Source organism: Tenacibaculum haliotis (assembly GCF_025215075.1).
GTDB lineage: Bacteria > Bacteroidota > Bacteroidia > Flavobacteriales > Flavobacteriaceae > Polaribacter > Polaribacter haliotis_B.
Genome location: NZ_JAOBTH010000029.1, coordinates 369,033 through 390,701 on the forward strand (window position 1 = coordinate 369,033; position 21,669 = coordinate 390,701).

General features: G+C 30.2%; 22 protein-coding genes. 8 read left to right on the plus strand and 14 right to left on the minus strand.

What is annotated here, in order from left to right:
* Positions 1 to 3: 3 nt before the first annotated feature.
* Both trmB and N2251_RS13425 read right to left on the minus strand, forming a co-directional pair.
* Complete coding sequence (trmB, locus tag N2251_RS13420; protein ID WP_260587245.1) at positions 4 to 675, minus strand: tRNA (guanosine(46)-N7)-methyltransferase TrmB; 672 nt, start codon at positions 673 to 675, stop codon at positions 4 to 6.
* Between the two features lie 18 nt (positions 676 to 693).
* Entirely contained in the window at positions 694 to 906 is a 213-nt protein-coding gene (locus N2251_RS13425; protein WP_260587246.1) for a DUF6341 family protein, read from the minus strand.
* Positions 907 to 948: 42 nt separating this feature from the next.
* On the opposite strand from N2251_RS13425, the gene N2251_RS13430 reads away from it, so the two are divergent.
* Positions 949 to 1,851, plus strand: coding sequence for a DUF6427 family protein (locus tag N2251_RS13430; protein WP_260587247.1), 903 nt, complete (start codon positions 949 to 951; stop codon positions 1,849 to 1,851).
* A 2-nt stretch (positions 1,852 to 1,853) separates the two neighbouring features.
* Here the strand turns inward: N2251_RS13430 and upp are convergent, their stop codons facing one another.
* Both upp and N2251_RS13440 read right to left on the minus strand, forming a co-directional pair.
* On the minus strand, positions 1,854 to 2,507 hold the full coding sequence (gene upp / locus N2251_RS13435) for a uracil phosphoribosyltransferase (RefSeq protein ID WP_260587248.1): 654 nt from the start codon (positions 2,505 to 2,507) through the stop codon (positions 1,854 to 1,856).
* 38 nt (positions 2,508 to 2,545) lie between these two features.
* A complete protein-coding gene (locus N2251_RS13440; protein WP_260587249.1) occupies positions 2,546 to 3,325 on the minus strand; it encodes an alpha/beta fold hydrolase in 780 nt (259 codons plus the stop codon).
* A 43-nt stretch (positions 3,326 to 3,368) separates the two neighbouring features.
* On the opposite strand from N2251_RS13440, the gene N2251_RS13445 reads away from it, so the two are divergent.
* Entirely contained in the window at positions 3,369 to 3,929 is a 561-nt protein-coding gene (locus N2251_RS13445) for a hypothetical protein (RefSeq protein ID WP_260587250.1), read from the plus strand.
* Positions 3,922 to 5,196 carry a branched-chain amino acid transport system II carrier protein gene (gene brnQ, locus N2251_RS13450; RefSeq protein ID WP_260587251.1) on the plus strand — a complete coding sequence of 425 codons (1,275 nt, stop codon included), beginning with the start codon at positions 3,922 to 3,924 and terminating at the stop codon, positions 5,194 to 5,196. The genes N2251_RS13445 and brnQ overlap by 8 nt, the downstream gene beginning before the upstream one ends.
* A gap of 33 nt (positions 5,197 to 5,229) precedes the next feature.
* Here the strand turns inward: brnQ and N2251_RS13455 are convergent, their stop codons facing one another.
* The 4 genes from N2251_RS13455 to N2251_RS13470 all read right to left on the minus strand — a co-directional run bounded on the left by N2251_RS13455 (position 5,230) and on the right by N2251_RS13470 (position 8,259).
* Positions 5,230 to 5,703 (minus strand): DUF3575 domain-containing protein, encoded by a 474-nt coding sequence (locus N2251_RS13455; protein WP_260587252.1) that lies wholly within the window; start codon positions 5,701 to 5,703, stop codon positions 5,230 to 5,232.
* 106 nt (positions 5,704 to 5,809) lie between these two features.
* Positions 5,810 to 6,004 carry a FeoB-associated Cys-rich membrane protein gene (locus tag N2251_RS14070; protein ID WP_512701094.1) on the minus strand — a complete coding sequence of 65 codons (195 nt, stop codon included), beginning with the start codon at positions 6,002 to 6,004 and terminating at the stop codon, positions 5,810 to 5,812.
* Positions 5,926 to 8,031 carry a ferrous iron transport protein B gene (gene feoB / locus N2251_RS13465; RefSeq protein WP_260587254.1) on the minus strand — a complete coding sequence of 702 codons (2,106 nt, stop codon included), beginning with the start codon at positions 8,029 to 8,031 and terminating at the stop codon, positions 5,926 to 5,928. Before feoB ends, N2251_RS14070 begins: the two co-directional genes overlap by 79 nt.
* A 3-nt stretch (positions 8,032 to 8,034) precedes the next feature.
* Complete coding sequence (locus N2251_RS13470) at positions 8,035 to 8,259, minus strand: FeoA family protein (protein ID WP_260587255.1); 225 nt, start codon at positions 8,257 to 8,259, stop codon at positions 8,035 to 8,037.
* Between the two features lie 124 nt (positions 8,260 to 8,383).
* Between N2251_RS13470 and N2251_RS13475 the strand changes: the two genes are divergently transcribed.
* The 3 genes from N2251_RS13475 to N2251_RS13485 are packed head-to-tail and all read left to right on the plus strand — an operon-like array spanning position 8,384 to position 11,785.
* Positions 8,384 to 9,535, plus strand: a complete 1,152-nt coding sequence (locus tag N2251_RS13475; protein ID WP_260587256.1) for a DNA polymerase III subunit — start codon at positions 8,384 to 8,386, stop codon at positions 9,533 to 9,535.
* A gap of 50 nt (positions 9,536 to 9,585) precedes the next feature.
* Positions 9,586 to 10,998, plus strand: coding sequence for a sensor histidine kinase (locus tag N2251_RS13480; protein WP_260587257.1), 1,413 nt, complete (start codon positions 9,586 to 9,588; stop codon positions 10,996 to 10,998).
* A gap of 4 nt (positions 10,999 to 11,002) precedes the next feature.
* Complete coding sequence (locus N2251_RS13485) at positions 11,003 to 11,785, plus strand: enoyl-CoA hydratase/isomerase family protein (RefSeq protein WP_260587258.1); 783 nt, start codon at positions 11,003 to 11,005, stop codon at positions 11,783 to 11,785.
* Positions 11,786 to 11,977: 192 nt separating this feature from the next.
* Here N2251_RS13485 and N2251_RS13490 read toward each other — a convergent pair whose 3' ends face one another.
* Together N2251_RS13490 and N2251_RS13495 are read right to left on the minus strand one after the other, a co-directional pair.
* The gene (locus N2251_RS13490; RefSeq protein ID WP_260587259.1) at positions 11,978 to 12,634 is read right to left on the minus strand and encodes an HD domain-containing protein; all 657 of its coding nucleotides are present in this window, start codon (positions 12,632 to 12,634) and stop codon (positions 11,978 to 11,980) included.
* Positions 12,635 to 12,701: 67 nt separating this feature from the next.
* A complete protein-coding gene (locus N2251_RS13495; protein WP_260587260.1) occupies positions 12,702 to 13,709 on the minus strand; it encodes an aspartate-semialdehyde dehydrogenase in 1,008 nt (335 codons plus the stop codon).
* A gap of 227 nt (positions 13,710 to 13,936) precedes the next feature.
* On the opposite strand from N2251_RS13495, the gene trhO reads away from it, so the two are divergent.
* Together trhO and dinB are read left to right on the plus strand one after the other, a co-directional pair.
* Positions 13,937 to 14,968, plus strand: coding sequence for an oxygen-dependent tRNA uridine(34) hydroxylase TrhO (gene trhO, locus N2251_RS13500; RefSeq protein WP_260587261.1), 1,032 nt, complete (start codon positions 13,937 to 13,939; stop codon positions 14,966 to 14,968).
* A 76-nt stretch (positions 14,969 to 15,044) separates the two neighbouring features.
* Positions 15,045 to 16,127, plus strand: coding sequence for a DNA polymerase IV (dinB, locus tag N2251_RS13505; protein WP_260587262.1), 1,083 nt, complete (start codon positions 15,045 to 15,047; stop codon positions 16,125 to 16,127).
* Here the strand turns inward: dinB and N2251_RS13510 are convergent.
* The 4 genes from N2251_RS13510 to N2251_RS13525 form a co-directional block, all read right to left on the minus strand.
* On the minus strand, positions 16,124 to 17,971 hold the full coding sequence (locus N2251_RS13510) for a tetratricopeptide repeat-containing sensor histidine kinase (protein ID WP_260587263.1): 1,848 nt from the start codon (positions 17,969 to 17,971) through the stop codon (positions 16,124 to 16,126). The genes dinB and N2251_RS13510 overlap by 4 nt on opposite strands.
* A 68-nt stretch (positions 17,972 to 18,039) precedes the next feature.
* Positions 18,040 to 18,774: a LytR/AlgR family response regulator transcription factor gene (locus N2251_RS13515; RefSeq protein ID WP_260587264.1), complete on the minus strand. Its 735-nt coding sequence runs from the start codon at positions 18,772 to 18,774 to the stop codon at positions 18,040 to 18,042.
* Positions 18,775 to 19,127: 353 nt separating this feature from the next.
* On the minus strand, positions 19,128 to 20,120 hold the full coding sequence (locus N2251_RS13520; RefSeq protein ID WP_260587265.1) for a DUF4837 family protein: 993 nt from the start codon (positions 20,118 to 20,120) through the stop codon (positions 19,128 to 19,130).
* A gap of 25 nt (positions 20,121 to 20,145) precedes the next feature.
* Positions 20,146 to 21,660 carry a lytic transglycosylase domain-containing protein gene (locus N2251_RS13525; RefSeq protein WP_260587266.1) on the minus strand — a complete coding sequence of 505 codons (1,515 nt, stop codon included), beginning with the start codon at positions 21,658 to 21,660 and terminating at the stop codon, positions 20,146 to 20,148.
* Between the last annotated feature and the right edge of the window lie 9 nt (positions 21,661 to 21,669).

The window sequence follows — 21,669 nt, forward strand, 5'->3', positions numbered from 1 at the left end:
AAATTAGTAATTTAATTTAAAACGAATATAAGTAATTGGTTTCCCTACCTCTAAATACTGTTTTTCGTAGAAAGTTTGGGTAGAAGTTACTTCTTCTGGAGCTCCTTCATTTGTATATACATTATGATTGGCGTGTATAATTTCATGCCCTTCACCATGTATTAAACCTAACGTATAACCGTGCATAAATTCGCTATCGGTTTTTAGGTTCATAATTCCGTCTTCTTTTAAAATATGGTGATACTTTTTTAAGAATACTGAATTGGTCATTCTATGCTTTGTACGTTGGAATTTTATTTGTGGATCTGGGAATGTTATCCAAATTTCATCAACTTCATTTTCGGCAAAAATATAATCTACCAATTCTATTTGTGTTCTAATAAAGGCAACATTTTGCATGTCGTTTTCTATTGCGGTTTTTGCACCACGCCAAAAACGAGCTCCTTTAATATCAATACCAATAAAATTTTTATTTGGATTTTTCTCTGCCAAAGCAATCGTATACTCTCCCTTACCACAACCAAGCTCTAAAACAATAGGGTTGTCGTTTTTAAAAAAAGTATGCCATTTTCCTTTTAAAGAAAAATCACCAACCACTTCTTCTCTTGTAGGCTGAAGTACGTTAGCAAACGTTTCATTTTCTTTGAAACGTTTTAATTTATTTTTGCTTCCCAATGTGTATCTAAATTAAGCTTAATCTTCAGTTCCTTCTTTTAAGAAAGTTGCCGATTGCCACATCCAGTACCCAAATAAAACGATTAACACCAATACAAATAGCCAGTTTACAGCATTTGATGTCCACCATCCATAATCTCCTTTAGCAACTTCTAGTCGCAACCATTTGAATGGAATTAAAATGTACTCAAATAATTCTCCAATTAATCTAAAAATATTTAATCCTAACATAACTTGATTATCTTTACGTTTGCAAAAGTATAAAAAGAAAGTATGTTAGCCAATTTTTTCGGTAAATCAAAACCTGTTAATTTCATAGTGCTATTCGCACTGTTTTTAAGCTACTTTTTTATCAGCTCTCTTTCTAAAGAATTATCTTTTAATCTCTTTAAAGAATTGCTTGGCTTTGTGGTTCTTTTTGCTGTTTTCAATTTTATTATTGCAAAAAATCAATTGACTTTCGATAATTCTTTTGCCTTTTTATTTTTTGTAATACTTATTGGATTTTTCACTGATGTTATTGCTATTAATAAAACATTTTACGCCTGCTTAACAGTATTGCTTTTTTTGCGTAAAGTATATAGTTTACAATCATCAAAAAATGCTTTTCATAAATTATTTGATGGTGGTTTATGGCTTGGTATTTCTTTTTTAATTGAACCTTATACCGCACTATTTGGGGCGCTGCTTTATGTTTCAATTTATTTACATCACCACTTTACGTATCAAACATTATTAATTCCTGTAATTGGCTTTGGAAGTGTTATTTTCTTGTTTTTTACGTATTGTTTTTGGTATGATAAAATAGCTGATTTCTACCTTCTTTTTGATTGGAACTTCGCCTACAACACAGAATTATATTTAAATATTAACTATATACTACCAATTATATTCATGGCTATTTTTGTCTTTTTTTCAATTATATTAAAAAGCCCAAAAGCATTAGCAGTTTTGAATACATTTAGGAAAAACTGGATTTTAGTGGTAGTTCATTTTGTTATTTCAGTGTTTATTGTACTCTTAATAAATGATAAAACTGGAAGTGAATTGTTATTCTTATTTTTTCCTACAGCAATAATATTAGCAAATGGCTTAGAGTTATTTCAAAAAAAATGGATTTCTGATGCCATATTATTTTTACTATTGATTGGTTCGGTGCTAATAAAACTGATATAACTTTACATTTTGGGTCCGTAAGCCAAATCACCTGCATCACCTAAACCAGGAACAATATAGCCTTTATCATTTAACCCTTCATCAATATCAGCAATCCATAAATCAGTATTTTCTGGAAAAAATTCTTTGATATATTTAACCCCTTCTGCGGAACCTATAACTGATACTATTTCGATTTTTTTTGGTGTTCCATATTTCTTAATTGCTTCATAAACGGCTACTAAAGATCTACCTGTAGCCAACATAGGATCAACTAATAATAACGTTTTACCATCTATTGAAGGCGATGCAAAATACTCAACAACAATTTCAAATTCTTCATCGTTATTCGGATGGTGACGATATGCCGATATAAAAGCATTTTCTGCATCATCAAAATAATTTAACAATCCGTTATGCAACGGTAATCCTGCTCTAAGAATTGAACATAAAATGACATCGTTAACCGGAGTTTCAATAGCTTTTACTCCTAAAGGTGTTTTAATATCTTTGTTTTTAAAAGATAATTTTTTACTTAATTCATATCCTAAAACCTCGCCAATTCGCTCAATATTTCTACGAAAACGCATCGAATCTTTTTGAACAGCTACATTTCTTATTTCTGCTAAAAATTTATTTAAAATAGATTTTTCCTTAGCTAGGTGGTGAATTTTCATAAGTATCTTTTTTTATACTACAAAGAAACAGAAAATATTTAGCCTTTAATAAATTTCTTTAAAGAGACTATCAATTTATCACTGTCTTCAACATGACTCATATGACCACTAGAAAGTTCTTGTAAAGGGGTATTTGTTCGTTTTGACTCGTCTATAATCGATTGATAACTTACTATCGGATCGTGAATTCCTGCAATAATCAATCGTTTATCAATAGTTTGTAAAACAGCTTCTTTATTTTCTCTTAACTGCATTCCTTTTGTTGCTGCAATATAACCTTGAACGCTAGTTTTTAAAGCTGCTGTTTTTATTTGCACTATTTCTTTCGGGAATTTTGCTCGTGCTTTAGTTGTAAATAAATTTGAAATAGACATCTTTACTAAATTATCATAATTAGTTTGTGCCATTTCACAGGCTCTTAAACGCAGTTTTTTTCGTTCTTCAGAATCTGCTTGTGCTGTTGAATTTAACAAACACAAACCTTTTATGTTTTCTAAATGTTTTTCTGCAAACGCTAAGGAAACGTATCCACCCATTGAATGGCCAATCATATAAAATTTTCTTAGTCGAAGTAAATTAAGTACTTCTTTTACCGCTTCACTCATTTCGGTCATCGAATGTACATAACCAATACAAGCGGTACTTCCATGCCCTAATAAATCAATACAAATCACACGATTTTTTTTAGACAATTCTTCAGTGATTCCTTTCCACATTGTCGAATTCTCTAAAAAACCATGTAACAACACCACAGCACTTCCTTTTCCTACGTCTGAATATGCTATTTTACTATTTTTATAAGTGATAACCTTTTGCATATTGCAAAAATATGTATCTTTCGCTAGTATTTATTGTAAAAGCATGCTAACATCACCTTTTTCTTTACTATCAACAAAAGCAGAAAAAAACCTTACTTTTTTTCTTGCTATTGCTACCACTAGTATATTATTTAGCATGTTAAACATCGATTATTATTTAATAAATGATGTTTGTAAAAACGGAATATTATCTTTCGAACTAGCAAAAGACATGCAAGTATCAGAAGCTATTTTAAACTCTTGGAATACACAAGCAAAAATTAATGCAGGGATTAGTTTGGGATTAGACTTTTTATTTCTGATGATTTACCCACCATTGATAGCCTTGTTAATTCACAAACTTAATAAAATACTTTGGACAGGGAAACCGGTTTATCAAGTGGGACTTATCTTACTGTTTTCACAATTTTTTACGGCTATTTTTGATGCTATCGAAAATACCTGTTTGATACAATTGTTATTGGGTAGCACAAATAAACTATGGGCCTTAGCCGCCTACTATTTTGCTTTTATGAAATTTACTCTAATTTCAATTGCGCTTATATACCTAGCTATAAATTTTATCCTTCTTATCATTAAAAACACCACCAACACAAATGAATAAAACAAAAGATATATGTATTACTGGTTTTGCCTTGTTTTCTATGTTTTTTGGCGCTGGAAATTTAATTCTACCGCCTTTTTTAGGTAAAAATGCTGGAGATTTATGGAGTTGGGTAACAATTGGTTTTTTTATTACCGCTGTATTCATACCTATTTTAGGAATTTTAGCACACGCAAAATTACAAGGAACTTTATATGATTTTGGTAAAAAAGTATCACCACTTTTTAGTACTGTTTATTGCCTTATCATATACACAATTTCAATTGCTTTACCAGCACCAAGAACAGCTTCGGTTACCCACGAAATGGCAATTGCACCTTATTTTAATGTTAACTCATTAATAACAAGTAGTATTTATTTTGGATTGGTTTTTATTTTTGTAATCAATAGATCGAAAATATTAAATTTACTAGGAAAATTTCTAACCCCATTAATTATCTTAATTCTACTAGCAATTATTTTTATTGGAATATTCTCTACTCCTGGAACAATGATTCCGTCTACCATTAAAACACCTTTCATTAGCGGGTTATTAGAAGGATATCAAACCTTTGATGCTATTGGAGCTATTGTTGTTGGTGGTATTTTAGTCGTTTCGTTAAATTTTAATAAAAAAACTTCTTTTAAAGTTAAAAAAGACCTGATTACCAAAGCAGGATTTATCGCAGGATTAGGGCTTTTAATTATTTACGCAGGACTTATTTACAACGGTGCATTGTTCAACTCAGTTTTTAACAATGAAGCCACTCGGTCAGAAGTTTTAACTACCTTAAGTACTCAAACTCTTGGTAATATTGGTACCACTTTTTTAAGTCTGTTAGTTAGCTTAGCATGCTTTACAACAGCCGTAGGTATTATTACAGGAACAGCAGATTATATAAAAGGCATTACAAATAATTTACGAGAAACCTACATAACAACAGCTATTATTGGTTGTGTATTAGGTGTTATAGTTGGGCAGTTTGATGTACGTGATATTATAAACATTGCCTTACCTGTATTAATGTTTATCTACCCGATTACCATCGTTTTAATTATTTTAAATGTTATTCCTAACAAATACGCTTCTGCGCTAGTTTTTAAAGTAGTTGTTATAACTACATTTATTTTTAGCATTCCAGATTTTTTAGAATTTTTTATTGATAAAAATTATTTAACCGAAATTAAGAATCTAATTCCCTTAGCAAATCAGCATTTAGGATGGGTATTACCCGCAGTTATAGTTTATATTTTAACGAATATGTTAGCATCAAAAAAGCTTGCATAATGCAAGCTTTTGAAATATTTTATGTTGTGGCGATTAAAATCGATATCCTAAATTAATTCCCACTCTTGGTACTACTGAGCGAGACTCTGAAGTAAGCATATTTCTTCCTAAACCACCATATACATCAATAACAAAACCACCACCAGAAATATATTTAGAACCTAAAGCAATACCTAAAGCACCATCTGTATATTCATTATTGTTTTTGATTCCGTTATTAATACCTAAAAAAACTTCTCCAAAATAATTCCAATTATTATTGTCGGTAAAATAATGACGAAAATATGGCGTAATCATCCATTCTTCATTGTATCTAAAATCAGATGATTTTTTTTCAAAATTAAATAATGCTGAAATTCCTATCGATGAACGACTAGCTGTGTAATGTTCATAAGATACTTCTATCGTTTTTAACGCTAATGCATCTAAAATATCAACTTTAACTTCTTTTTGGGCTTGTGCTAATGCGCTGATAAAAATAACAGCTATTAAAAGTATTTTTTTCATATTTAAATTTTAAATCAATTATAATTTTAACTAACTATCAATTACAATACCACAAAAATACATTAAATGTATAATGTGCTGCAAAAAATAAAATATTGTTTTTTTATTAAGAACAATTGCAATCAGTACTGCAACCCTGACTTTTTTTAGTTTTAATAAAGAATTTTTTCACTAAAAAAAACACCGCCAAACCTACTATTATATATGTAATAATTTCTTGCATTAACTTAGTATTTGATATGCTGCAAATGCCGATAAATATGCCAATATTCCCATACCCACCAATTGTACTATTGGCCATTTCCAACTTTTAGTTTCTCTTTTAACAATCGCTAAAGTTGCCATACATTGCATCGCAAAGGCGTAAAACAGCAATAAAGACATTCCTGTTGCAAAATTAAAACGCTTCTCGCCAGTTTCCTGATTTATCTCAGCGGCCATTTTTTCTTTAATTGTTGAAATATCTTCCTCGTTATTTTCAACACTATAAATCGTTGCCAACGTACCAATAAACACTTCTCTTGCAGCAAACGAAGCTATTAACCCAATTCCTATTTTCCAATCGTATCCTAATGGTTTCACTGCTGGTTCAATTGCTTTTCCTGCAATACCTATATAAGAATTCTCTAATTTAGCAGAAGCTATTTTTTGTGATAACTCGGTTGCTGATAATTGCTGATTTGCAATATTTTCTGTTACACTTTTCTCTGCATTTTTAAATGATGAAGGCCCGTTTGATGCCAAAAACCACAATACAATTGAGATGGCTAAAATTATTTTACCTGCTCCAAAAACAAAAGCTTTCGTTTTTTCTAACACATCGAAAAACACATTTTTAACTGATGGTAATTTATAATTAGGCATTTCCATTACAAAAAACGACGTGTTTTTTATTTTCAATGTTTTATGTAAAATATAGGCACCAATAATTGCAGCAGCAAAACCAAGAGCGTATAACCCCAATAACGTTAGTCCTTGTAAACTTAAAATTCCGAAAATTTTAGTATCAGGAATTATTAAAGCAATTAAAATTGCATACACCGGTAAACGTGCCGAACAGGTTGTAAATGGCGTTACTAATATGGTAATCAATCGTTCTTTCCAACTAGAAATAGTTCGTGTTGCCATTATTGCTGGTATTGCACATGCGGTACCCGAAATTAACGGAATTACACTTTTTCCACTCATTCCAAAACGACGCATTACTTTATCCATCAAAAAAACCACTCTACTCATATAGCCAGTTTCTTCTAAAACAGCTATGAATAAAAATAAAATGGCTATCTGCGGAATAAAAATAACAACACCTCCAATTCCAGGAATTATTCCTTCGGTTAATAAATCGGTAAACATTCCGTTTGGTAAATTTGCTTTTGTAAACTCAGCAATATTTGCAAATAAACCGTCTATCAAATCCATCGGGGTAGATGCCCAATCGAAAACAGATTGAAAAATCAACAATAATAATCCGAAGAAAATAACATAACCGAATATTTTATGAGTAAAAACCTTGTCTAACTTTGCTCTTAAATCAGTTGCCTTAGAAGCATCAACAGTATAATTTTCCTTTAAAATTAAATTGATATTCTGATAACGGTAAATTGTTTCTTTGTGCTGATATTTTTTCTGCTTAGCAGCATTAGCTCCAAACAATTCTAGTTGTTTTTTTTCATCATCAGAAAGCAAAGATGTATGCTGTTTTGTTAGCATCATCCATAATTCATACGATGAAAAATTAGCATTTATTTTTTGTAATTCATTAAAGTAAGCTGCATCAATTTTAGTGGTAATTTCTTTAAAGTTCGAAGCTGTTTTTAAATCTTTATAATTCTCTATCTCTTTTTTTACAGCAGTTACTCCTTCATTTTTTCTTGCTGATATTAAAACTACTTTTGTCTGTAATGATTTTTCTAAATTTTCAACATCAATTGTAATTCCTTTTCGTTGCATTTGATCAGCCATATTTAAGGCCAAAATTGTAGGAATTTCTAAATCTTGAATTTGAGAAAATAGTAATAAATTTCGTTTTAAATTCTCTACATCAGCAACCACCACAATAACATCTGGCTTTTCGTCTTCTTGAGAATTTAATAAGGTTTTTAAAACAATACTTTCATCAATCGATGTTGGATTTATGCTATAAGTTCCAGGTAAATCGGTTATAATTGCCGAGGTTTGCGCTGATATTTTACAGATTCCTTGTTTTTTATCAACCGTTACACCTGGGTAATTACCTACTTTTTGATTTAAACCTGTTAATTGATTAAATAATGATGTTTTTCCGGTATTCGGATTTCCAACTAAAGCTACTTTAATACGCTTACTCATCAGTTATATTTTGGTAATTACAATTTTACTTGCCGTTTCTTTTCGTATTGCTAAATGACTTCCGTTAACACAAATATAAATTGGGTCGTTAAAAGGAGCAACTTGTAATAACTTTACTTCGGTTCCTGGTAAACAGCCCATTTCTAATAATTTTAAAGGGATGATATCTAAACATTCTTCAGATATAATTCCGCGTTCTCCGATAAGTAAAGTTGCAATTGAATTCAAAATATCAAGTATAAATTGGCTTGCAAAGATACTAAAATAGAACCATTCTAAACAATAAGACCTTAACAATCTCATCTTTCTTTTTATTGGTTGTTCTCTGTATTTGAAATCTTATATTTGTTGCATGACTTTCGATCAAATCATAGGGCAAGAACACATTAAAAAACACTTACAGCAATCTGCTGAAAATAACCGAATACCACATGCGCAACTTTTTATTGGTAAAGAAGGTTCAGGTACTTTACCAATGGCTATTGCTTATGCACAATTTCTGCTATGTAAATCATCTAACAACGAAGAAGCTTGTAATATAAAATGTAATAAATTACAACATCCCGACTTGCATTTTGCTTTTCCCGTAACCACAAACGATGTAGTAAAAAAACATCCTGTTAGTAATTTATTTTTAAATGATTGGAGAAGTTTTATTGAAAAACAGCCTTACGGAAGCATTTTTGATTGGTCTAAACATATTGGAGTAGAAAATAAACAAGGTCAGATTGGGGTTGATGAAGCTCAGGATATTGTTAAAAAATTACAGTTAAAATCATACGAAGGTGGATTTAAAGTGATGATTATTTGGATGGCTGAAAAGATGAACATTGCAGCTTCCAATAAATTATTAAAGCTGATTGAAGAACCGCCAAACAAAACCATTTTTTTATTAATTACTGAAGGTGAGGGGCAGATTATAAATACCATAAAATCTCGCTGCCAGGCATTAAATTTTCCTTCTTTAAGTGATGCTGATATTGCCAATACTTTGGTTAAAAATGAAAACATTACAGAAAACGAAGCAGTTAAAATAGCCCATCAATCTGAAGGAAATTACAACAAAGCATTACATATTTTAAATAACAATTCTAACGATTTAATTTTTGAAGAATGGTTTATTACTTGGATTCGTGCTGCCTTTAAAGCCAAAGGAAATGCTGCTGTAATTCAAGATTTAATTGGTTGGTCTGAAGTTATTTCAAAATCGGGTAGAGAAACACAAAAACAATTTTTACAATATTGCTTACAATTTTTCAGGCAAGCATTACTACTAAATTACGGAACACCAGATTTAGTTTTTTTAGAAACAAAATCTGCCAACTTTCAATTATCAAAATTTGCACCGTTTATTCATAGTACAAATATTTTGGTTATTGAAAAGGAAGTAGGTGATGCTCAATATCATATTGAAAGAAACGGAAATGCTAAAATAATTTTGTTAGATTTATCTATAAAACTAACACGTTTATTACATACTAAAGAAGAAAAAATAAAATTATAATTTTGCTAAAAATTAAAAACATATCACTCCGAATTAGAATCTTCCTTTCCATGATATTATTGGTGTTACTAGCATCAATTTTAATTATTAGCGTTACCATATTTCAATATGGTGAACAAACAGACGATTATAATACGCTACGTTTTAACAGAAAAGAAAGTGCTACAAAACAAGATATTGAAATTGAGTTAAAACGCAAGACAACCTATGCGGTTACTACTAATAATTTAGCTAAAATTTTTCAAGATCGTATTTATGATATTGCCTACGTGCATAAACTTACCATATCTATGTACGATATGGAAGGGCTACTTTTAAAATCGTCTATTCCTTATAATTTTGATAAAAAAGAAGGTAAAAACTTAGCTTCAGAAATCATTGTAGAACTTGCTAATAACTCTAATCATAAAGTTATAAAAGACAAAGATGAAAAAGGAATAACCTACCAATCTTCTTACACTTACATAAACGATACACGTTTTAAAAGAATTGGTATTTTAAAATTACAAATAGCACAGGATAACGAAGAACAAAAGCACGAATTACGTGAATTTATATCTCGCTTATTACTAGTTTATCTATTAATGTTTATCATCGCTATTTCGTTAGCTTATTTTTTATCAAGCTATATTACACGCTCTATTCAAACGATTTCTGAAAAAATTAAAGAAACACGTTTAAATCAGCGTAATGAAAAAATCACCTTGAATTCTGCTAGTTCAGAAATAAATTCTTTGATTGATTCTTACAATAATATGATTGATCAATTAGAAGAAAGTGCCGTAAAACTTGCTAGAAGTGAACGTGAACAAGCTTGGAGAGAAATGGCAAAACAAGTAGCGCATGAAATAAAAAATCCGCTAACACCAATGCGTCTTTCTGTACAGAGTTTCGATAGGCGATTTAATCCTGAAGATCCGAAGATTAAAGAAAAGATGTCTGAATATAGCGAAACATTAATTCAACAAATTGATGTAATGAGTTCTATCGCTTCTGCTTTTTCCGATTTTGCGAAAATGCCTACTCAACGTAGAGAAAAATTAGATGTTGTTGATGTTGTTAAACATTCTTTAGATATTTTCTCTGAAGATTACATACATTACATTCCGCAAGAAAGCGAGCTATTTGCTAACTTAGATAAAACCCAATTGATAAGAATTTTAACTAATTTGATAAAAAATGCAACACAAGCAATTAAAAAAAGTGAACCAAATCCTAAAATTGAAGTAAAAGTAACTTCTGATGGAAATAACGTGAAAATTACCGTTTCTGATAACGGAAAAGGAATTACTGATGAAAATAAAGAATTAATTTTTGAACCTAAATTCACCACCAAAACAAGCGGAATGGGCTTAGGTTTAGCTATGATAAAAAATATAATTGAAGCGTACGACGGCTCTATCAGCTTTACATCAAAAGAAGATATCGGAACTGTTTTTACCGTAATTTTACCTAAAACTTAATCAAATGAATTTCGAAAACATCTTAGTATCTATTACTAACGGATTAGCAACAGTTACCATTAACAGACCTAAAAAATTAAATGCTTTAAACAGTGCTACAATTGAAGAATTAAGTACTGCTTTTGAAACTTTAGAAGATGATATCAATGTAAAAACAATCATTATTACTGGTAGTGGAGAAAAAGCATTTGTAGCAGGTGCTGATATTTCTGAGTTTGCAAATTTCTCTGTAGAAGAAGGAGCTAGATTAGCTAGACTAGGGCAAGAATCTTTATTTGATTTAATTGAAAACTTAGCAACTCCTGTAATAGCTGCCATAAATGGTTTTGCTTTAGGTGGCGGATTAGAATTAGCAATGGCTTGTCATTTTAGAATAGCATCAGACAATGCAAAAATGGGATTACCAGAAGTGTCTTTAGGTGTAATTCCTGGTTACGGTGGTACGCAACGTTTACCTCAATTAGTTGGTAAAGGAAAAGCCATGGAATTAATTATGACTGCTGGAATGATTTCTGCAGAAGATGCCAAACAATGGGGATTAGTAAACCATGTGGTAACCCAAGATGAGTTAGTGCCTTTAGCAGAAAAGTTAGCTAGTAAAATAATGCGTAATTCTTCTGTAGCAATTAGCGCAGCAATTAGAGCCGTAAACGACAATTTTAAAGATGGCGTAAATGGTTTTGAAACTGAAATTGTTGAATTTGGTGATTCTTTTGGTACCCAAGATTTTAAAGAAGGAACTACTGCTTTTTTAGAAAAAAGAAAACCAATTTTTCCTGGGGAATAAAAATTTAAATTTAATCATAAAAAAAAGCATTTAGGTTTTAAAATCTAAATGCTTTATTTCTTAAGGGGAATCATTAATAACAGGGGGATTATCAAATCATACTGTAAATATATACAATATTAACACATACACAACATTTATTTAAAAAATTTACCATAAAGTATTTTTTTTAAACAAAACATTGAAATATATTTATTTTACTCCGTTCCATTCATCATGAAATTGTTGTAAGAAACTTTGCATATAATTATGCCTTTCTAAAGCTATTTTTTTTCCTGTTTGAGTATTCATTTTATCTTTAAGAAGTAATAACTTTTCATGAAAATGATTGATTGTTGGTGCAGTAGATTTTTTATACTCGTCTTTTGTCATATTTAAATTAGGAGCAATTTCAGGATCATATAAAGCCCTGTTTTTAAATCCGCCATAATTAAAGCAACGAGCAATTCCTATCGCTCCAATCGCATCTAACCTATCTGCATCTTGAATTACACTTAGTTCTGGTGAACTAAATTTTTCTCCGCTTGCCAAACTTGTTTTAAAAGAAATATATTGAATAATATTTTCTACATGTATAATAATCTCTTCGTTAACTTGTTGACCTTCTAAAAACTCACGCGCTAACTTTGGCCCAACAGTTTCATCTCCGTTATAAAATTTAGCATCTGCAATATCATGTAACAAAGCACCTAATGACACTATAAACCCATCCACCGTTTCATCTTTTGCAATTAATAAAGCATTTTTATACACACGCTCTATATGAAACCAATCGTGTCCTCCTTCTGCACCTTGTAATCTTTCTTTTACAAAGGTTATTGTATTTTCTATAATTTGCTCTTTATTCATACCTCAAAAATAAAAAATCCTGTGCTAATGAATAACACAGGACTGTAATAATATAAAAATACATTTTTTAAACCGTAATCGATTCTTTAATCAAATTATTAGCAACTAAATATTCCGCTATTTGTATAGTATTCGTTGCGGCTCCCTTACGAAGGTTATCAGAAACAACCCAAAGATTTAAAGTATTTTCTTGAGATTCATCTCTACGAATTCGTCCTACAAAAACTTCATCTTTATTATGTGCAGTAATTGGCATTGGGTATAAATTATTCGCTACATCATCTTGTACTATAATTCCGTTTGTATTGTCTAAAATATCACGAACTTCTTTTAAATCAAAATCATTTTTAAACTGTACGTTTACAGCTTCAGAGTGCCCTCCTGCAGTAGGAATTCTAACTGCAGTTGCTGTAACAGAAAAAGAAGCATCACGTAAGATCTTCTTTGGTTCTTTTACCAATTTCATCTCTTCCTTAGTGTATCCGTTTTCTAAAAATACATCGCAATGTGGCAAAGCATTTCTTCCTATTTTATGAGGATAAGCCATTTCACCTTCAATACCAGCCTCTTCGTTGGCTAATTGTTGTACTGCTTTTATACCGGTTCCTGAAACAGATTGATAGGTAGAAATAACCACACGTTTCATCGTGTATTTTTTATGCAAAGGCGCTAATGCCATTACTAACTGAATCGTAGAACAGTTAGGATTTGCAATAATTTTATCTTCTGATGTTAACACATCTCCGTTAATTTCTGGAACAACTAATTTTTTGGTAGAATCCATTCTCCAAGCAGAAGAATTATCAATTACTGTTGTACCAACTTCTGCAAATTTTGGTGCCCAAATTAAAGAAGTTTCACCTCCTGCAGAAAACAAAGCCAAATCTGGCTTCATATTTACAGCCGTTTCTAAACCAACAACAGTATATTCAGTTCCTTTAAATTCAATTTTATTACCAACTGAACGTTCAGACGCAACAGGAATTAATTCTGTTACACGAAAATTACGTTCTGCTAATATTTGTAACATTACATTACCTACCATTCCGGTGGCCCCTACAACTGCTACTCTCATTTTTTTAATATTAAGTGTGTTAATAAACTTTAATCTATACAAATACAAAGGTTTAAAAAAATTGAATTAGTTGTATCTATTTTTATTAAAATTTTTGGTTAAAGTTTAAAAAACATCAAATTGTAGTAAAAAGTGTGGTTTTAAACATTAAAAATCAAAAAAGAAGTACATTTGCAAAGATTTTATAGAAATCAACATACATTTTGACTAACTAAAAAAAGTATAGCATGCAACTGTACAATAAGTTAAGCGCAAAAGAACGCGCTGCATTAATTGACGAAGCCGGTAAGGATCGTTTAACAATTTCTTTCTATCAATATTTTAAGATAGAAAACCCACAATTATTTAGAGATAAATTATTCCTAGAATGGGATCAATTAGAGGTACTTGGTAGAACTTATGTTTCTTACGAAGGAATTAACGCACAAATGTCTGTTCCTGCGGAGAATTTCTTACAACTGAAAGAACAATTAGATGCAATTTCATTTTTAAAAGATATTCGTTTAAATGTTGCTGTTGAACACGATAATAAATCGTTTTTAAAGTTAAAAGTAAAGGTTCGTAACAAGATTGTGGCAGATGGTTTAAATGATGATACTTTTGATGTTACTGATAAAGGCGTGCATTTAAATGCTATAGAGTTTAATGAAATGTTAGCGAATCCAAACACAGTTTGTGTAGATATGCGTAATCATTACGAAAGTGAAATTGGGCATTTTGACGGTGCAATTACCCCTGATGTAGATACTTTTCGAGATTCTTTAGATATTATTGAAGAAGACTTAAAGGATAATAAAGAAGATAAAAATTTATTGATGTATTGTACTGGCGGAATTCGTTGTGAAAAAGCTTCTGCATATTACAAACACAAAGGTTTTAAAAACGTTTTTCAGTTAGAAGGCGGAATTATAGAATATACGCGTCAGGTAAAAGATGAAGGCGTTGAGAATAAATTTATCGGTAAAAACTTCGTTTTCGATCACCGAAGAGCTGAGCGAATTACTGATGATGTAGTTGCTAACTGTCACCAATGTGGTAAAGCTTGCGATGAGCATACAAATTGTGCTAACGAAGCTTGTCATTTACTTTTTATTCAATGCAATGAATGTGCTAAAAAAACTGAAAATACTTGTTCTACCGATTGTCAAGAAGTAATTCAATTATCTTTTGAAGAACAAAAAGAATTGAGAAAAGGAAAAGGAAATAGTAACAAAATATTTAAAAAAGGACGATCTGAAGTTCTTAAATTTAAAAAATAATTCAAATCAAAAGCACTCTTTCGAGTGCTTTTTCTTTTTAAATGAGTAATTTTATATTCTAATTTAGCATCTAAAAATGTCACTTCAACCAATACATCGTAAAATTATTCATGTAGACATGGATGCCTTTTATGCTTCGGTTGAGCAATTAGACAATCCTGACTTAAGAAACAAACCTCTTGCTGTTGGTGGTAATGAAATACGCGGTGTAGTTTCAGCAGCCAGCTACGAAGCTCGTAAATTTGGCGTTAGATCGGCTATGAGTGGCGTGTTAGCTAAAAAAAAATGTCCGCATTTAATATTTGTTCCTCCGAGGTTTGATCGTTACAAAGAGATCTCTTCTAAAATTAGAGCAATTTTTTACGATTATACCGATTTGGTTGAGCCACTTTCTTTAGATGAAGCTTATTTAGACGTTACCGAAAATAAAAAAAGTAATTTATCAGCTAGTTTAATTGCCAAAGAAATTCGTGAACGTATATGGAACGAACTCAAATTAAGAGCATCCGCAGGAATATCTATCAATAAATTTGTAGCTAAAATTGCTTCTGACATAAACAAACCTAACGGTCAAAAAACTATTAATCCTGATGAAGTTGTTCCGTTTTTAGAAGAGTTATCTGTCAATAAATTTTATGGCGTAGGTAAAGTTACCGCTGCTAAAATGCATAATTTAGGCATTTTTAAAGGGTTAGATTTAAAGAAAAAAACACTAGAAGAGCTTACTATTTTGTTTGGTAAATCTGGATTACATTATTACAATATTGTAAGAGGAATTCATAATAGCGAGGTAAAACCGAATAGAGTTCGGAAGTCGGTAGCTGCTGAAACTACTTTTAATGAAAATTTATCTTCTGAAATTTTTATGCTACAACGTCTTGAAAAAATAGCAGATGAGTTAGAACGCAGAATGAAAAAATCGAATACGAAAGGAAAAACAGTTACTTTAAAAATAAAATATAGCGATTTTACACAACAAACTAGAAGTAAAACTGTTGATAATTACATTCAGGATAAACAAAATTTTTATCCGATTATAAAAGAACTGTTATATCAAGAATCTTTAAAAAACTCCGTTCGTTTACTCGGCATTTCTTTTAGCAATTTAAATACAGAGATGAAAGAACCGATATGGGTACAATTAAAATTTAATTTTTAGACTAAAGGTATTCTTAAAGATACTTTTGTTCCACTTACATTCCCGTTTTCATCCGTTAAATCAATATATCTCAACGAATAATTTCCTTGATATTGTTCAGAAAAATTTTCTAATCTTTCTTTCGTTAAATCAATACCTATCGACTTTCTATTTAAGGTTTTATTACTTTTAATTTTAAAAGCCTCTTTACGACCAATTCCGTTGTCCTCTACTTCAATCTGATAAAAATCACCTGATATTTTATCAACCGATAATTGAACTCTTTTTTCTCCTTTCTTTGAAGATAATCCATGCCAAATAGAGTTTTCTAGAAAAGGTTGTAAAATTAATGGCGGAATCTTAACGGTTTCTAAATTAAGATTAGGATTAAAGTTTTCTTCATAAATAATTTCATTCGAAAAACGAATATTTTCAATACTCATATACAAAGCCATCGTTTTAAGTTCTTCTGAAAGAGGAACTTCTTTCACTGAAGATGACTCTAAAATACTTCTAATTAATTTTGAGAATTTATTTAAATAATGGACTGCGTTTTTCTGCTCGTTATTTATAATGTATAACTTAATAGAATTTAATGCATTGAATAAAAAATGAGGGTTCATTTGAATTCGCAAAGCATCTTGTTCCAAATGCAAAATTTGTTTATCATTTTTTAATAAACTTTGTCTGTATATTGAATATAATAAAACCCCAAATAAAGCTATGGATACCAGTGCAATAATTAAAATATTACGGTTTCTTAATAATTTAAGTTTAGCTATTTCGGTTTCTTTTGCTAAATGCTTTAACTTATTACTACTTACCTCGCTGTCGTATTTATTTATAAGACTATTCATATATCTAATATTATTACTACTAGATACTTGGTCTTCTAACGCTATAGATTTATGATAATATTCTAATGCTTCTTTATATTTTGCTTTTTTTTGATTTAATTCAGATAAATGTTTATACGATAAAATTAAACTCGATGGAGTATTATTTTCTAAACCTATTTTAAGTGATTTATCTAAATATTCTTCAGCTTCTTTATATTTATTTAATTTTATAAGTACCAACGATAATGTATTGTATACCGCAGACAAATAGTACTTATTTCCAATTTTTTCTATAGATGGAACTACTTCTATAATATAAGTATATGCTTCGTTATACTCTCCTTTTTTTATTAAAACATTTGCAATACTATTATGACATATTACTTTACCTAAACGATCTTTATTTAAGGTATTATATGCTAATGATTTTTTATAGCTCTTTAACGCTACATCTAAATCACCAATGTTTTCATGCGCAAACCCTATGTTCTGGTGATTTATTGCTAAACCTCTTATATCATTTAATTTTTCCTGAATAACAATTGATTCGTTAAATTTATCTAAAGCCTTTCCGTACTGTTTTAGCGTTAAATAAATATTACCGACACTATTAATTGCAATACTTTTACTCTTTTTAATATCATTACTCGGCGCTTTTATTTTAGCTATAATTTCTAAAACTCGCTGATGGTAACTTAAAGCAGATCTAATTTTATCTTGACGTCTATATACAACTCCTAACTGATTTAATGTTACCACTTCGGCTTCTATACTTCTTATTTTTATCGCTAATTCTAAAGCCTTATCATATTCCTCTATCGCCTTATCATATTCTGTAACATTCCGATAAGATCTTCCCTGAATATTTTTAGCGTATATAATGCCTAAATTATAATTGGCTTTTTTACTTTTTGATAAAAAAGAATCTATTTCTAAGTCTGTAAATCTAAAATTTCTAAATTTTTTCTGAAGCAAAAAGTAATTCACTTCCTTTTTAGATAACATACTAGAAGCTACACTATCCATCTTTTTCTGAGGAAGACAAATATTTGTAATCAAACAAAATAGAACTGTTATAAGGAAGTTTTTCATTATTAAAATTTTTCTAGAAAATCTGATTTTCTTTGACGTGAAACTGGAATTTTATGATTATCCTCTAAAACAACATAACCATCTGACTTTAAAAACTCTTTAATTTTATTTAAGTTTATAACAAATGAATTGTGAATTCTAAAAAAATGATCTTCAGGGAGTAATAAGTTTATTTCCTTTAACTTCTTTGTTACAACAATCTTCTTATTATTGGCTGTATGGATTGATGAATAATTTCCATCTGATTCAACAAATAAAATATCCGACTCTTCCAAGAAAATTAATTTTCCATCAGTATTTATAGTTATTTTTCTTTTATTAAACTTCCTATTAAATTTTGTTAGTATTTGATCAAACTTATCGTTGTTGTGGTTTTTTGAATGATGATTTTTAATTCGATTTACTGTTTCTTCTAAATCATCTGAATCTACAGGTTTAAGAAGGTAATCTATAGCTTCGTTTTTTAAAGCTTTTATTGCATATTCATTATAAGCTGTGGTAATAACTATTGCAAAATCTTTTTTATTTAGCTTTTCAAGTAATTGAAATCCATCCATGGTTGGCATTTCAATATCTAAAAAAAGGCAATCAATTGGATTTTCATTAATATACTTTATTGCTTTTTCGGCTTCTGTAAATGTTTGTATAATTTCTAAATCATTATTAAAATTAGACAATTCCCAAGTAAGACCTTGTATTGCCTTAGGTTCATCATCAACAATTACAGCTTTTAACATAAAGTAATATTTTTATATCAAATATAGCAGATATTTAATCAATACTAAAACCAAAAAAATGTAAAAACACGACTTAAAGCACGAGAAATATACCTAAAACAACAAAACAAAAACCATCTACACACAAACTCGCACCGTTTACACATAAACCTCTTTTTAAAATATATTTTAGTCGCATATTTGCACCATAATACACAAGGAAATCATATTGGTAAATTGGGGGATTAATCAATTAATGAAGTTATAAAAAAACACTACTTATCTAAGTAGTGTTTTTTGTTTTTGGATGCTTTCATAAAAAAACCAGCAAAATAAATTTACTGGTTTTCACTAATTTTTATCTAAGTAATTAACTATTTTATTTTCATCGATTTTGCAATTGCTTCTAATTCAAACAAAAAGTCACGCTTATTTACAGAAGGTGCGTAGGTAAAGCCTTCAAAAATAACCAACCGATTATTTTTCTTATCAATGATCGTATAATTTATAAACGGTCCAGCCATAAAATCATTTTTAACTTCCCATTTACCACGAGTTTCGTACGCTTTTTTCCCATCCAATTCTGCATCAAAAGTAAATGGCGTGTATGCTTGTTCGGTAATCATGTACATCCCTTCTTTACTTCCAGGTATGTGTTTTTTACCAATGGTATCACGTACCGCAGTAATATTATCTGCAACCGTGTTTTCATCTTTTAAAGGAACGCTGTATATTAAAATATTATTAGTTCCATCTCCTCTCGCGATTCCGCTTTTTAAACGTTGACGAAACCAAATAAAATCACCTGTATCTTCAACCAATCTAAACCTTTTAGGAATATCTAATGATAATCCTATATTCTGGATAGTTTTGAACTTGGTTTCATCTATACGATGCTTTTTAAAAATACGTTGAGTAAACCTAATATCCTCCTCTTTAAATAACTTAATAATTTCTTTTCCTCTGTTACTTAAAAGAGCTAATATTCCTGCTTCGTTTTTAGCCGTGGCATGCACTATAATTTGCGGAGAAGCATACCTGTTTTTCTCAACAGTGATGCCTTCTTTTTGACCTTCTTTAAGGATTAAAATAGCTTTTCCATGTCTCATAAAACTACTAAACCCTACCGGATCTATTTGACTAACCGATAATAAGGTTTCTGGCTGTGGTAAACCTACTTGATGCTCTCCAAAAACTTTACGAATTTGATCTCCTATTTTTCCTTCCCAATCTAACCCTTTTGTAACCACCATTATTTTGTTAGTGTTACCATTAGAGGTAGGTAAAGTGTAACCATCCTTACCATTACCTGTATTACATGATATTGTTAAAAGTACCAAAACAAGTAATATTATTGTTTTTTTCATAGTTTGTAGTTTTTAAACGTTGATTTTAGCTCTTAAAAATTTTAAGTTTCATTCCTGGTTTTAGACTTTTTACACTCCAAATATTGTTCCACTTTTTAATTTGCTCTATAGAAACTGATGGATATTTTTTAGAGATTGTCCACAATGAGTCTCCATTTTGTACTACATAAACATCATGCTTACCAGTTGGTACCTTATATTTTTTTTTAGAAACTTTTTTAGAAACGCCAATTTTCTTCGGATAAATACTTAAGCGTTGCCCTATTTTTAAACGATGGTTACGCATACCGTTCCAACGTTTTATATCACTAACTCTTACTCCAAACTTATTTGCTATTTTACCTAAATAATCACCGCTACGCACTTTATAACGGATGCGTTTATCCATCTCAAAATACTTAGGTAAAGGTTTTTCTCTTTTACTTTCATCTTCATTCGCTAAAACATAAATTTCTTTCTCTTTATCCAAAAAATCAATCATATTTTTTCGAGGCAAACGAACTGCGTAATTTTTATTTTTTACATAAGGGATGATATCTAATTTGTAAGACGGATTTAAAAAAGATAGCAATTCTGAATCTATCTTTGTTTTTTCTGAAATCTGATCAAAACTAACCGTTCTTTTTACGCGAACAGTATCGGTTTCGAAATGAAAAATATTAGGTGGTTCTGGATAAATTCCATGTTCTTCGGCATATTCGAAAATATACATAGTTGCATAAAATGCAGGCACATAACTTGCGGTTTCGCGAGGTAAAAACGGACGAATATTCCAATAATTACGGTAACCTCCTGAACGTTTTATTGCTTTTGAAACATTTCCAGGCCCCGAATTATAAGCTGCCAAAGCCAAATCCCAATCACCAAAAATTCTATATAACTGACTTAAATATTTACACGCTGCAATTGTTGCTTTTACAGGATCTTGGCGCTCATCAACATACGAATTTACCTTTAAATCAAACTGAACTCCTGTACCATACATAAATTGCCATAAACCTGTTGCGCCCACTCTAGAGCGAGCTGCGGGACGTAAAGCAGATTCTACAATCGCTAAGTATTTCATTTCTAACGGAACATCAAACTGATCTAAGTACTGCTCGAACATCGGAAAGTAATATTGCGCCTTTGCCATTAATGCCGGATAATATCTTTTGCGATGTTTTAGGTAACTATTAATTACTTTTTCTAATGACGGATTATAAGCTAAGTGAAATGGCGTTTTTAAATCTAAATCTGTTAACCTTTTTTTTAATAAATCTGAAGAAAGAATGGTAGTTGTATTACCTATAATATCTTTATCGTTAATCACATATTGAATACTATCAAATAATGATGAATTAAACTTTTCTTCAATCAATAAACTATCAATAATTTTTAAATCTGCATCAGAATATAATTCTTCTGCCTGTTTTATTTTGATAGAATCTATGGCAACCAAAGTTGAATCAACAATTGTTTTAGGTATCAAAATACTATCAACAGGTTGCTGTGCAAAAATTGATGTTGTAAAAAAAAGTAGTATTAGTAGGTTTCGCATATTTTTATT